Source organism: Polaribacter aquimarinus, from assembly GCF_003129485.1.
Lineage (GTDB): Bacteria > Bacteroidota > Bacteroidia > Flavobacteriales > Flavobacteriaceae > Polaribacter > Polaribacter aquimarinus.
Map to the genome: position 1 here is coordinate 77,761 of NZ_QFFG01000006.1, position 13,024 is coordinate 90,784.

Here is a 13,024-nt window from a genome sequence, read left to right on the forward strand (position 1 = left end):
TGTGCAGAATAGAATTTTAAATAACAAACTTACTTTTATTATTGTACATCTTGTATTTGGTTTTTTGGGAACATTCCCTTTGTTCCCCAGTATGATGGGTTTTTTAAGTATTGTAATACCATTATATTTAATTTTTATTGAAGGTAATGAAAATGAAATAGCTTTTCTTTCTGCCGCATATTTAGTTGGTGCAGAGGTATTTATTAGAATGACTGGAGGTTTCATTTTATATGAATCAGGTAAATATGCTGTTATTGTTTTTTTAGTATATGGTATGTTGTCGGGAAGATTCAAGCAAATTTTTTCAATTCAATACTTAGCCTATTTATTTTTATTGCTAATAGGTATTGTTTTTACACAAGTGCCAGAAGGAGAATCTTTAAGAAAAAATGTATTGTTTAATTTAAGTGGTCCAATAGTTTTAGGAATTTCAGCATTTTACTTTTTCCAAAGACCAATAAAACTAAAATTGTTAAAAGACGCTATGTTCTTTATGTTATTACCATTGTTTTCAATGATAATTTATCTATACTTTAGAACTCCTGACTTAAAAGAAATTGTTTTTGGAGGTGAAGCTAATTTTGCAACTTCTGGAGGTTTTGGACCAAATCAAGTAGCTACAGCTATTGGATTAGGAATGTTTATTTTAACAGTATTTATACTTTCAAAATATAAGTTAACTGGATATCTTTTTTTAGATTCAATTTTTTTAATTTATTTTAGTTACAGAGGCTTATTAACTTTTTCAAGGGGTGGTATTATAACATCTTTTATTACCCTATTAGTTTTTTCATTGTTTTATATTCTCTATAAAAAAATTGCTTTTTCAGTGCTTTTAAAATATATTTTTATTGCCGGATTCTTTATAGTAGCTGTTTGGCTTTATACATCTAATATTACTGGAGGCATGCTTAACAATAGATATACAGGAAAAAATGCGGTTGGTATACAAAAAGATATTACTACTGGAAGAATAGATATTTTTGAAGTTCAATTAGATAATTTTTTAAAAAACCCTTTAGGTATTGGAGTGGGTAATGGAAAGTATGAAAGATTAAAGAGTATAGAACATGTTACTGGAGCATCACATAATGAAGTTGGAAGATTACTAGAAGAACATGGTATTATAGGTTTTTTCTTACTTTTATTATTAATGATTGTACCTCTGTTTAATTTTTTTAGAGGTAATTTTTTGCAAAAAGCTTTTATTATTTCTTTTTATACCATTTGGTTTTTGACAATAAACCATTCTGCAATGCGGATTGCTTTACCTGGTTTTATATATGGTTTAAGCTTGATAAGAATTGAAAATATAGATGAATAAAAAAATTCTATATATAGGTAATAATTTGAACATGAAAACTAAATATCCGACTGCGTTATTAAGTTTAGTTACAAATTTAAAAAATGAAGGGTTTGATGTAATTGTTAGCTCTAATATGCAGAATAAAATACTAAGATTATCAGATATGATTTTTTCTACTATAACAAAAAGAAAAATAGTAGATTATGTTTTAATAGATACTTATAGTACAACAAATTTTTATTATGCTTTAATAATATCTCAATTAGCGAGATTTTTTAACTTAAAATATATTCCAATTTTACATGGTGGTAACCTTCCGAATAGATTAGAGAATAATAAGTTTTTATCTAATTTAATATTTAAATATTCTTACATAAATGTTGCTCCTTCAAATTATTTAAAATTTATTTTTGAAAAACATAGATTTAAAACTTTAAATATTCCAAATACCATTTCCATAGAAAAATATCCATTTAAAAAAAGAGAATTTTATAAACCTAGGCTATTATGGGTAAGATCTTTTAAAAGTATTTATAATCCTATTCTAGCTTTAAAAGTTTTAATTTTGTTAAAAAAAGAATACCCAAAAGCTACTTTATGTATGGTAGGGCCTTTTTTAGATACTTCTTACAAAGAATCAATTAACTATCTTAAAAATAATAATTTAGAAAATTCTGTAGAATTTACAAATGTCATTACAAAAGAAGAATGGCATAAGAAATCTGAAAGTTATGATATATTTATAAATACCACTAATATTGATAATACACCTGTTAGTGTTATAGAAGCTATGGCTTTAGGCTTACCAGTTGTTTCTACAAATGTCGGAGGAATACCTTTTTTGATAAAACATAAAATTGATGGAATGTTAGTTGAGAAAAACAATGTTATTGAAATGAAAAATGCCATAACTTCAATTTTAAATAATGAATATCCTAATATAGCAATTAGTGCAAGAAAAAAAGTTGAAGAATATGATTGGAGTGTGGTTAGAAATAAATGGTTAAGTATTTTAAATTCATAAGTATGAACCTGATTGATTTATCTTTAAAATTAAACGGCTTCCCTATCAATAAGGCAGAAAGAAAACTAAAACAAATTGAAGGTATTCAAGCTGAAAAATATGAAGAGTTTATAAATAATCAAAAACTAGCCATTGTTAACTTTCACTTAAAAAACAATAACTTTTACCGAGAAATTGTTAAGTTAAAAACGCATAACTGGGAATCACTCCCTGTTCTAGAAAAAAAAGATTTACAAATTTCTTTGCAACAAAGGTTAAGTGATAATTTTACCTTAGACAGAATATTTAAAAATAAAACTTCTGGATCCTCAGGTAACCCTTTTTATTTTGCCAAAGACAAGTTTTCTCATGCTTTAACTTGGGCTGTTATTAAGAATAGATTTAATTGGCATCAACTGTATGGAAAAAAACAAGCTCGATTTTATGGAATCCCTCAAAATGGTTTTGATAGAAAAAAAGAGTTATTGAAAGATTTTTTTTCAAATAGATATAGATTTGATGTTTTTGATGTTTCTCATTCTGCAATAGAGAGATGGTTGAAGAAATTTGAAAGTTCTAAATTTGTTTACTTAAATGGTTATACAAGTGTTTTAGTAGTTTTCGCGAAATATTTAATTTCACAAAAGAAATTATTAAAAGACATTTGTCCAACTTTACAAGCTTGTGTTGTCACCTCAGAAATGTTATTTAAAAGTGATAGAACAATTTTAGAAAAAGGATTTGGTGTTAAAGTTATTAACGAATATGGAGCTTCTGAATTAGATTTAATAGCATTTGAAGATGCCAATGGAAATTGGATTTTAAATACAAGTACTTTGTATGTTGAAGTTTTAAACGATTTAAATAAACCTGTTAAAGATGGAGAAATAGGAGACATTGTAATCACCTCATTATTCAATAAAGCCCATCCATTTATACGTTATAAAATAGGAGATAGAGGAGCAATTAAGAAAGTAGATTCAAAAAAATATTTATTAGAAAAACTAGAAGGTAGAAACGAAGATATTATTAAATTGCCCAGTGGTAAAGTATCTCCTGGACTCACGTTTTATTATATTACTAAATCTGTGATGGAAGATTCTGGTAAAATTCGAGAAATTAAAGTAATTCAAAATAGGTTGGATAACTTTACAATTGAATATATTTCTGATATGAAACTGACAAAATCAGAAGAAATAAAAATAACAGATGCTTTAATTAAATATTTAGAGCCAGATTTAGACATAAATTTTGTTAAATTAGAGAAATTAAAGCGTTCTAAAAGTGGAAAATTAAAACAGTTTACTTCATTAATTAAATAACATACTAAATGAGAGTAACTATAGTTGCAGGAGCAAGACCAAATTTTGTTAAAATAGCGCCAATTATTAATCAAATCTTAGATGCAAAACCAAAAGGAAATTCTATTGATTATAGATTAGTACATACTGGGCAGCATTATGATAAAAAATTAAGTGGAACTTTTTTTGAAGAATTAAACATACCAGAACCACATATAAATTTAGAAATAGGTTCTGGATCTCAGGCAGAACAGACTGCTGGAATAATGATTGCTTTTGAGAAAGAATTATTAAATAATCCAACTGATTTGGTTTTAGTTGTTGGAGATGTTACATCAACAATGGCTTGTACAATTGTAGCGAAAAAAAATCAAACCAAAGTAGCTCATGTTGAGGGAGGTATTAGATCTTTTGATCAGACAATGCCTGAAGAAATAAATAGAATGGTAACAGATGCTATAACTGATTATTTCTATGTTACCTCTGAGGTTGCTGTTAATAATCTAAAGAGAATCGGTGTTAAAGAGGAAGCCATTTTTTTTGTGGGAAATACAATGATAGATACTTTAATAGCAAATTCTAGTAGATTAAAAGAACCTCAAATTTTTAAAGATTTAAGTTTAAAAAAAGAGAAATATATTGTTTTAACTATGCATAGACCTAAAAATGTTGATGAAGAGTCTAAGTTAAAATCATTTTTGGAAGAAATTATTAGTTCATCAAATAACTTTCCAATTATTTTTCCTGTTCATCCAAGAACAAAAAACATTATCTCAAAATTAAATGTAAATTTTAATAACTTACATTTGACAGAACCTTTGGGGTATTTAGAATTTAATTATTTAGTTAAGAATTCCTTATGTGTAATAACTGACTCTGGTGGAATTACAGAAGAAACAACCTATATGAAAGTACCCTGTTTAACTTTAAGAGATAATACAGAAAGACCCGAAACAATAACTCAGGGCACAAATAAATTAGTAGGAACAAACCCAAAAAAAATCAAAGCATCATTATCTATAATTTTTGACGGAAAATGGAAAAAAGGTAAAGTTCCTAAATTTTGGGATGGCAAAACTGCTTATCGAATTGTACAACATTTACTAACTTTAGATATCTAAATTTGAATCAAAAGATTGTAATTATTACAAATTATTTCCCTCCTGAAATGGGAGCAGCAGCCAATAGAATTAAAAATCTAGCTGAAGGATTAAAAAATAATGGATATGAAGTAACCATTATATGTCCATTGCCTAATTATCCTAAAGGAAAAATTTATGATGATTATAAAAATAAATTTTTTGTTAAAGAGACTCTAGAAAATATTAAAATTAAAAGATATTGGATATTTCCTTCAAAATCAAAATCTCCTTTTCTTAGGTTATTAAGTATGTTATCTTTTGCAATTTCATTGTGGTTTTCTTTTTTTGGATTTATTAGTAAAAGACCAAAAACAATTATAATACAATCTCCACCTTTATTAGTTGCTTTATCTGGTTTAATTCTGAGTAAAATTTTATTTTGTAAAAACATTTTAAATGTTTCAGATATTTGGCCATTATCAGCATTAGAACTTAAAGTCATAAAAAAAGGTGTTTTTTATAATTTTTTAAAAAAAATTGAAAAATATAATTACAAATTGGCTGATAAAATTATTGGTCAATCAGAAGAAATTATTTCTCATATAAACAAAATTGTAATTAAAAAAAATATCATTTACAGAAATGTTCCGAAGTATAAAAGTTATCCTGTAAAAAGTAAAACAAAAGGAAATTTAAAAATTGTTTATGCAGGTTTATTAGGTTATGCACAAGGAATTTTACAAATATGTGAGCATATAAATTTTAAAGAATTACATTCTGAATTCCACATTTATGGAGCTGGTATGGATGAAGAAAAAATAAAAAATATTGCTAATAAAAATAATAAAAACATATTTTTTCATGGCGTTAGACCAGCAAATGAAATAAAAGAAGAAATTATAAAGTATGATGTTGGTCTAGTACCATTAAAAAATAAAATTTATGGAGCAGTACCTTCAAAAATATTTGAAATGATGCAGTTAGGAATGCCTATTCTATTTATTGGTTCTGGTGAAGCTGCAAATATTATTATTAAACAGCAATTAGGTATAGTTTCGGCACCGAATGATTATAATCATTTGAAAAAAAACATTCTACAGTTTAAAGGCATAGACAAAGAATATTATGCTCGTTATTCTTCTAATTGTATTACAATTCATAAGAATAATTATAATTTAGATTATCAAATGAATAAAATTAAAAAGTTTATTTAATTATCTATAAATATGCTCTTTAACTCAATAGATTTTGCAATTTTCTTACCAATAGTTTTTATACTTTATTGGTTTGTATTTTCAAAAAAAGTACAACAACAAAATGTATTAATTTTAGTTTCAAGTTATGTCTTTTATGGTTTTTGGGATTGGAGATTTCTTTTGTTAATTTTCTTTAGTTCGTCTGTAGATTTTATAGTTGGGATTAAATTAAAAAAAGCATCAAAAACTATTAATAGAAAATTATTGCTATTTGTAAGTATTTTTATAAATATTGGCTTACTAGGTTTTTTTAAATATTTTAATTTTTTTTTAGAAAACTTTGCTAATTCTTTTTCTTTTTTTGGAGATAATTTTTCAGTAAATCGATTAAATATAATCTTACCTGTTGGTATTAGTTTTTATACATTTCAAACTTTAAGTTACTCTATAGATATTTACAGGAAAAAATTAGACCCCACAGAAAACTTTATTGAATTTTTATCATTTGTTAGTTTTTTTCCACAATTAGTTGCTGGCCCTATAGAAAGAGCTTCTAATTTATTACCTCAGTTTTATAAAAGAAGAATTTTTGATTACGATAAATCAGTTTCTGGAGTAAGATTAATTATTTGGGGATTCTTTAAAAAAGTGGTTATAGCTGATAATGCCTCAATTATTGTTAATGGAATTTTTAATAATTTTGAAAATCAGTCATTTGAATCTCTTCTTATAGGAGCTTTTTTATTTTCTTTTCAGATTTATGGTGATTTTTCAGGATATTCAGATATCGCTATTGGTACTGCAAGACTATTTAATTTTGATTTAAAGACTAATTTTAGATATCCATATTTATCAATAAATATAAGTGAGTTTTGGAAAAGATGGCATATTTCTCTTTCTACTTGGTTTAGAGATTATCTTTATTTTCCATTAGGTGGTAGTAAATATGGATTAAAAAAAACGATTAGAAATATTTTTATAGTTTTTCTTGTTAGTGGTTTTTGGCACGGTGCAAATTGGACTTTTATTTTTTGGGGTTTTATACATTCAATATTATATATCCCCTTATTTATATTAAATACAAAAACAAAAAAACAAGCTATAGGGATTAAAAAAGTAAATATTTTAATAAAAACAATATTAACTTTTCTTATGGTAATGTTTTCTTGGATAGTATTTAGATCTGATACAATTTCAAATTCATTAATTTATATTCAAAGAATATTAACTCTTGAAGAAGGATTGAATTTCTTTGTGCAAACAGACAAGTATATGGTAATTACTCTTATATGTTTTATTAGCATCATTTTCTCAATGATAATAGAATTATATAACGAGAAAAAGAATAGGGTAGAAGTGTATTTTAATTCATATTTTTTAATTTTTTTATGCCTTATAATTACATTTTTTGGGGCTATTAAAAACCATGCTGATTTTATATATTTTCAATTTTAAATAATGATAAAGTTTATAAAAAAAATTATTTTCTATTCCTTTCTAACCTTTATTTTAGGAAATATAATTTCTTTTTCTGCAAATTACTTCTTAAAAAAATCTCAATTTTATAAACCTAGTTTTTTGGTAAATGGTTTTAATCCAAATGAAAAGTTAGATTATTTTATAGTGGGTTCTAGTCGTGGTTTAACATCACTAGATTCAAAGCAAATAGATGAAAGTTTAGATGTTAAAGGTATAAATTTATCTATGGATGATACAGATTTAAAAACGCAATTTTTAATGATTAAACACTTCTTTAAATCTGGTTTCAAGTCTGAATACTTAATACTATCACTAGATGAATCTCATTTTATAAATACAACTAAAAACTTAGGTAGTAACGATTATAGGTTCTCTCCTTTTATAGATAGAGATTATGTGAAAAGTCATTTTAAATCTTATGAAAAATCTATATTAAAGATAATTACTAATTCCAATTTAAACCCTTTATTTAATTATTCCTATCATAATTTTGAGTTACTTTTTCCTGCAGTTCTTAGTGCATTAAAACCTAAATTTAGAAATAAATTTGATGAAAAAGGAAATTATTCTTACCCAAACTCAGGAGTAAAACTATTATATCAAGAACCTAAAGTTGAGAATTTAAAAATTTCCAACCCGATTTTAATAAACATTAATTCTTTTTTAAAACAGAATAATTGCAAACTTATAATTTATATAGGTCCTTATTTTAACAAAAATTATGTTTTTGAAAATAATTATAATTTTACCATAATAAATCATTCTAATATTTTAAAGGATGATTTAGATTATTATTACGATTATATGCATGTTAATTTAAAAGGTAGAAAAATTTGTTCAAATTTATTTAGCCTAGATTTTAAATCTTTTTTAAAGTAAGTAATAAGCTGTGTTTTTTTTTTTAAATTTGCTTGTCCCTCATTATATCAATTATTTTATGTCCCCTAATTACAAGTAAAATTACAAGCACTTGACAGCAAACAAATCTTATATTAACATATCAGAAAGAAAAATATTTTTAAGAATAATCGATTTATTGGTTGTTTTTTTTAGTCTTTGGATGGCGTTTATCTATATTGACTTTACTTATATAGATTTTAAGAGTGAATTAGTTTTTAACTGGTTTATATTATTGGCTTTTTATTTTTTGATTTTTGGTCAAATTTTTCAACTTTATAATTTAAATGTATCTAACAATAGATACCTTGTTGTTAGTGCTACTGTTCTTACTGCTTTCGCAACAACTATATTTTATACTTTCACTCCTTTTTTATCGCCTATTTTACCTCAAAATAGATTACAAATTGTTTATTTCTTTTTAATATTATTTATACCTATTATTATATGGAGGTTTGCATATATGTCTTTAATATTTTCACCAAAATATTTTAAGTCAGTATTATTTATTGGGAAATCTGATAAAATTGAAAAATTATTGCATAAAATTAATAATGATTCTTTTCATAATATAGCTACTTATATCTCTGATAAAGAAATTGATGGAATTAAAGGTTTTAAGAATATAAATAATACTAAAATTTCAAAATTTATTGATAAGAATTATATTACAGAAGTTGTTGTTTCTAATAAAGGTTTATCTGAAGATAATATCAAACTAATCAATAAAGAACTAATTCTTTTGTTTGAACAAGGAGTGAATATAATAAGTTATGAGAGTTTCTATGAAGAAGTTAATGCTAGAGTGCCAAGAGAATATCTAAATCATAATTTTTATAAACACATAAACTTTAGTAAAAATAATACGAATCGATTTTATCTTTTTGGGTTAAGAATAGTAGATATAATTGTTTCTTTTATAGGTATGTTATTTTTTATTACTTTATTACCATTTTGTCTAATAGGAAATTTATTCGCAAATAGAGGCCCATTATTTTATACTCAGAATAGAGTAGGAGAAAATGGAGTTATTTTTAAAATTTACAAATTGCGATCAATGATTAAAAATGCTGAGTCTAATGGAGCGGTTTGGGCCAAAAAAAATGATGTTAGAATTACATCTTTTGGTAAATTTTTAAGAAGAACTAGGTTAGATGAATTTCCTCAATTTATCAATATTTTAAAGGGAGATATGAGTATAATTGGGCCAAGGCCTGAAAGACCAGAGTTTGTTATAGACCTAGAAGAAAAGATTCCATTTTATGCAATACGCCATATTGTTAGACCAGGTTTAACAGGTTGGGCGCAAGTAAATTATCCGTATGCAAATACAATTCAAGAACAAGAAACTAAATTACGTTATGACCTTTATTATATTAAAGAAAGAAGTGCTTTTTTAGATTTCAAAATTTTAATTAAGACCATTACTACAGTCTTATATTTTAGAGGTCAATAAGTATTTTTGTAGAAACCAATATCTAAATATTATTAATATCAGTAAAGGTATAATTACTAGTGGGTATACTTGAACTTTAACAATCCAAAGTATTGGAATAATTATTAATAAAAGAGTTATTATTTTTAAGTAATTGATTATCCAATTTGGTAGTTTCTTTTTTAAGAATTGAAAAGAAAAAATTAAATTTAATGGAAATGCCCAAAGTATATTAAAATTATTTGGTGCAGTAGAATGACTAGAGAAAAACCATAGAAAGAAAAGTATACTACCAATAAAGCCTGTTGTAAAAAAAAGTAAAAAATCTAAACTTTTAGTTCTTTTTCTATTTTTAATATCTTTATAAGTAATAAAAAATCCTAATAGAGAAATAAAGCCAAATATTAAAAGAGGATTAAAAATAGAAACGCTTGGTTGCTTTTCTTCAAAAGCTAAAAGTATAGTTTCTTTTTTAACTAGACTTTTAGTTTGATTTTCATTGTAAATAATAGCCTTTCTAAATTGTGTATAAACATAATCAGGCAAATACATATATTCTTCTGCAGTTGCTTTTTCATCTAATTTTATGCCAGCGATTAAATTCAAAGCAAAACTACCCCAAGTATTCCAATTTAATTCTTTGTTGGTTAAATCTCTAAAACTTAATTCTTTTTCGAAATCATCATTATTAAAAACAACTTTATTTTTTAAAATTGATTTGGTAATATCTCTTAATATTGTTGCACAATTATCGAAATATGGATCGTATTGATAGTTTCTGTTTTGTGGCAAAGCATTATTTTCTAAAAAAGAAAAATAGGCTTGCTTTTCTTGTTGATTCAAATTTAATACTTGTTCTTTTAACCAACGTTTATCTCTTTTATAGCTTCGTAAAAAATATTTAAAATCGTAGCGTGCTAAACTGTAAATCATATTTCCTTTTGCAAAATTAGAATAGAAATTTGGTTGATTAAAATCAAAAACCCCATAGTTATAAATTAAATCAAAGTTTAAAACAGGATCTTTAATTCTTATAGCAGAATGCCCAAAAGCTTCGTATAATTTATCACCAGGACCAGCAGTAACAATACTAACTTCTGCATAAACAGAAAGGTTAATTTGTGCTTTAGCAGTATAGTAGAATATGAAAAGTAATAAAAAGGAAAAATATTTTTTTTTCATAAAAAATTAGCGTCTAAAAAAACTATAATCAATAGTAACAGAAAAAATGTTAGAAAATAATGCGTTTCCCACACTTCCAATATTGGTTAAAGCGTAATCAATTTGAATTCCATTGTATTTAAAACCAACTCCAAAATTAGGTTGTAAAGAAAGTGATTTAGAGTTATCGAATTCTGTGATGTATTGAAAATTACCGATACCGGATCTTAAATAAACCAAATTATCATAATCTATTTGAAAACCAGCTGCAGGGTCTATACTTGCAAAATTAGATGATAGAATATCATTAGTTTTTGCAAATCTAACGTTTAAATCTAGTTCTGTGAGTAAATTAAAAAAACGACCAATTCTCCAATTCTTAGCAACACCTAATTGTAATTTTGGCTTTGTTATTTCTGTAGATTCAGGTGCTTGTTGATTTTGTCCTGGAATAGCATTTTTGATTTTATTAAACTCATCATCATTAACAGACCAACTGTTAAAAGTAGTAGTAATATCTCTAGCCATTAGACCAAAATACCAATTATTTCTTTCGAACTGAAGACCAATATCAAAACCAAACCCCCAAGATGAAGCGAAATCGCCAATAATTCTTCTCACAATTTTAGCATTCACTCCAAGTTTTAAATCTCTAAATGGTAAGTTTCTTGCATATGCAAGATTAAAAGCATAATCTACCGAAGAAAAAAGTTGAATTCTATTAAAATCAATGTTTCCTTGGCTATCAATTAATTCTGTAGTATTTAAAATATCATCTACACCAAAACGAATAATAGATATTCCAACAGAACTCTGTTGGTCTACTGGCATTGCAAATGCAGCATGATTATAGTTTGCAATTCCTGCAAAATAAGAAGCATGCATTAATGAACCTTGATAATCTTTAATTCCAACTAAACCAGCAGGATTCCAATATATTGAATTTACATCATTTGTAGTAGCAACAATACTTTTACTCATCCCCAAACCTCTAGCATCAACACCAATATTAATGAATTCATTAGAGTAATTTCTAAATGCCTGTGTATATATTAATGTTGGAATGGTAATTAAAAAAAAGGCTATTATATATTTCAAATTGAAAAATTTATGGATAACAAATATCTAAAAACATACTAAAATAACAGTAGTTTTTTAAAGTTATTGTTTATTCAACATGAATCTTAATGTTTTGTTTAATAAAACGTGCTATCCTTTTTTCTAACCATATATTATCAGAAGGTTTAAAAGATGTCATAAATCCAACATGTCCTCCATAATTAGGAGCTTCAAAGAAGAAATTATCAGAATCGTGGGCAATATCAAATGGAAAACATTCTTTGGATAAAAAGGTATCATCTTTGGCGTTTATTAGAAGAGTTGGCTTTTTAATTTTTGCTAAATAAGGTTTAGAACTTGCTTTATGCCAATAATCTTCTGGGCTTTCGAAACCAAAAACAGGTACAGTATATAAATATTCTAAATGCTTAAATTTTGTAGCTTTAAATAATTTGTCTTTATCTAAATTATACTCAGGAAATTTATGTGCTTTTTCTAGAACTTTGTTTTTCATTGTTTTAAAAAACATTTCCATATATAATTTATTTTTTAGCTTGTCCATTTCTATTTCAGCAGTAGCAATATCAATAGGAACAGAAACCGCAATACCTCCTTTAATTTTTTGTGACAAATCATCACCTTTTTCACCCAAATACTTTAAAGTTAAATTTCCGCCTAAACTAAAACCGGCAATTATAATATTTTCATAGTCATAATTTTCTATAAGATAATTAATAACAAAATCTACATCTTCTGTTTTTCCACTATGATAGGTTGATAACAATAAATTATCTTCACCAGAACAACCTCTTAAATTAAAGCAAACAGTGTCTAAGCCTTTAGAATTTAAATACTTAGTAGTTGATGCCATATATCTAGATTCTGAACTACCTTCTAAACCATGAATTAACAAAACTAAAGTACTTGAACCGACTTGAGAAAAATCTAAATCTATAAAATCGTTATCCCAAGTAGTAACTCTTTTTCTTAAGTAGCTACAAATATCTTTCATAAACAATGGCCTGTACATAGTATTAAAATGACCATTTTTAAACGGTAAAGTAGGAGAGAAGTCTGAGGTAAAAACTGGCATAGCGATTTTCTT

Annotated in this window: 11 protein-coding genes; 8 read left to right on the top strand and 3 right to left on the bottom strand. The window is 25.5% G+C overall.

The window, feature by feature from the left end; genetic code table 11:
- The first annotated feature begins 1 nt into the window (after position 1).
- The 8 genes from DIS07_RS12810 to DIS07_RS12845 all read left to right on the top strand — a co-directional run bounded on the left by DIS07_RS12810 (position 2) and on the right by DIS07_RS12845 (position 9,720).
- Positions 2-1,324 (top strand): O-antigen ligase family protein, encoded by a 1,323-nt coding sequence (locus DIS07_RS12810; protein WP_109405658.1) that lies wholly within the window; start codon positions 2-4, stop codon positions 1,322-1,324.
- Positions 1,325-1,355: 31 nt separating this feature from the next.
- The gene (locus tag DIS07_RS12815) at positions 1,356-2,330 is read left to right on the top strand and encodes a glycosyltransferase family 4 protein (RefSeq protein WP_235869144.1); all 975 of its coding nucleotides are present in this window, start codon (positions 1,356-1,358) and stop codon (positions 2,328-2,330) included.
- A gap of 2 nt (positions 2,331-2,332) precedes the next feature.
- Positions 2,333-3,631 (top strand): phenylacetate--CoA ligase family protein, encoded by a 1,299-nt coding sequence (locus tag DIS07_RS12820; RefSeq protein WP_109405864.1) that lies wholly within the window; start codon positions 2,333-2,335, stop codon positions 3,629-3,631.
- 8 nt (positions 3,632-3,639) lie between these two features.
- The gene (wecB, locus tag DIS07_RS12825; RefSeq protein ID WP_109405660.1) at positions 3,640-4,731 is read left to right on the top strand and encodes a non-hydrolyzing UDP-N-acetylglucosamine 2-epimerase; all 1,092 of its coding nucleotides are present in this window, start codon (positions 3,640-3,642) and stop codon (positions 4,729-4,731) included.
- 2 nt (positions 4,732-4,733) lie between these two features.
- Entirely contained in the window at positions 4,734-5,906 is a 1,173-nt protein-coding gene (locus tag DIS07_RS12830) for a glycosyltransferase family 4 protein (RefSeq protein ID WP_109405661.1), read from the top strand.
- A 12-nt stretch (positions 5,907-5,918) separates the two neighbouring features.
- The gene (locus DIS07_RS12835) at positions 5,919-7,343 is read left to right on the top strand and encodes an MBOAT family O-acyltransferase (protein ID WP_109405662.1); all 1,425 of its coding nucleotides are present in this window, start codon (positions 5,919-5,921) and stop codon (positions 7,341-7,343) included.
- A 3-nt stretch (positions 7,344-7,346) separates the two neighbouring features.
- Complete coding sequence (locus tag DIS07_RS12840; protein ID WP_109405663.1) at positions 7,347-8,246, top strand: hypothetical protein; 900 nt, start codon at positions 7,347-7,349, stop codon at positions 8,244-8,246.
- Between the two features lie 91 nt (positions 8,247-8,337).
- The gene (locus tag DIS07_RS12845; protein ID WP_235869145.1) at positions 8,338-9,720 is read left to right on the top strand and encodes an exopolysaccharide biosynthesis polyprenyl glycosylphosphotransferase; all 1,383 of its coding nucleotides are present in this window, start codon (positions 8,338-8,340) and stop codon (positions 9,718-9,720) included.
- Here DIS07_RS12845 and DIS07_RS12850 read toward each other — a convergent pair.
- From DIS07_RS12850 to DIS07_RS12860, 3 genes are all read right to left on the bottom strand, one after another.
- Positions 9,700-10,881: a lipoprotein N-acyltransferase Lnb domain-containing protein gene (locus DIS07_RS12850; protein WP_109405664.1), complete on the bottom strand. Its 1,182-nt coding sequence runs from the start codon at positions 10,879-10,881 to the stop codon at positions 9,700-9,702. The genes DIS07_RS12845 and DIS07_RS12850 overlap by 21 nt on opposite strands.
- A 6-nt stretch (positions 10,882-10,887) precedes the next feature.
- Complete coding sequence (locus DIS07_RS12855) at positions 10,888-11,958, bottom strand: putative type IX sorting system protein PorV2 (RefSeq protein WP_181374602.1); 1,071 nt, start codon at positions 11,956-11,958, stop codon at positions 10,888-10,890.
- A gap of 70 nt (positions 11,959-12,028) precedes the next feature.
- The gene (locus DIS07_RS12860; protein ID WP_109405665.1) at positions 12,029-13,012 is read right to left on the bottom strand and encodes a YheT family hydrolase; all 984 of its coding nucleotides are present in this window, start codon (positions 13,010-13,012) and stop codon (positions 12,029-12,031) included.
- Positions 13,013-13,024: the final 12 nt, after the last annotated feature.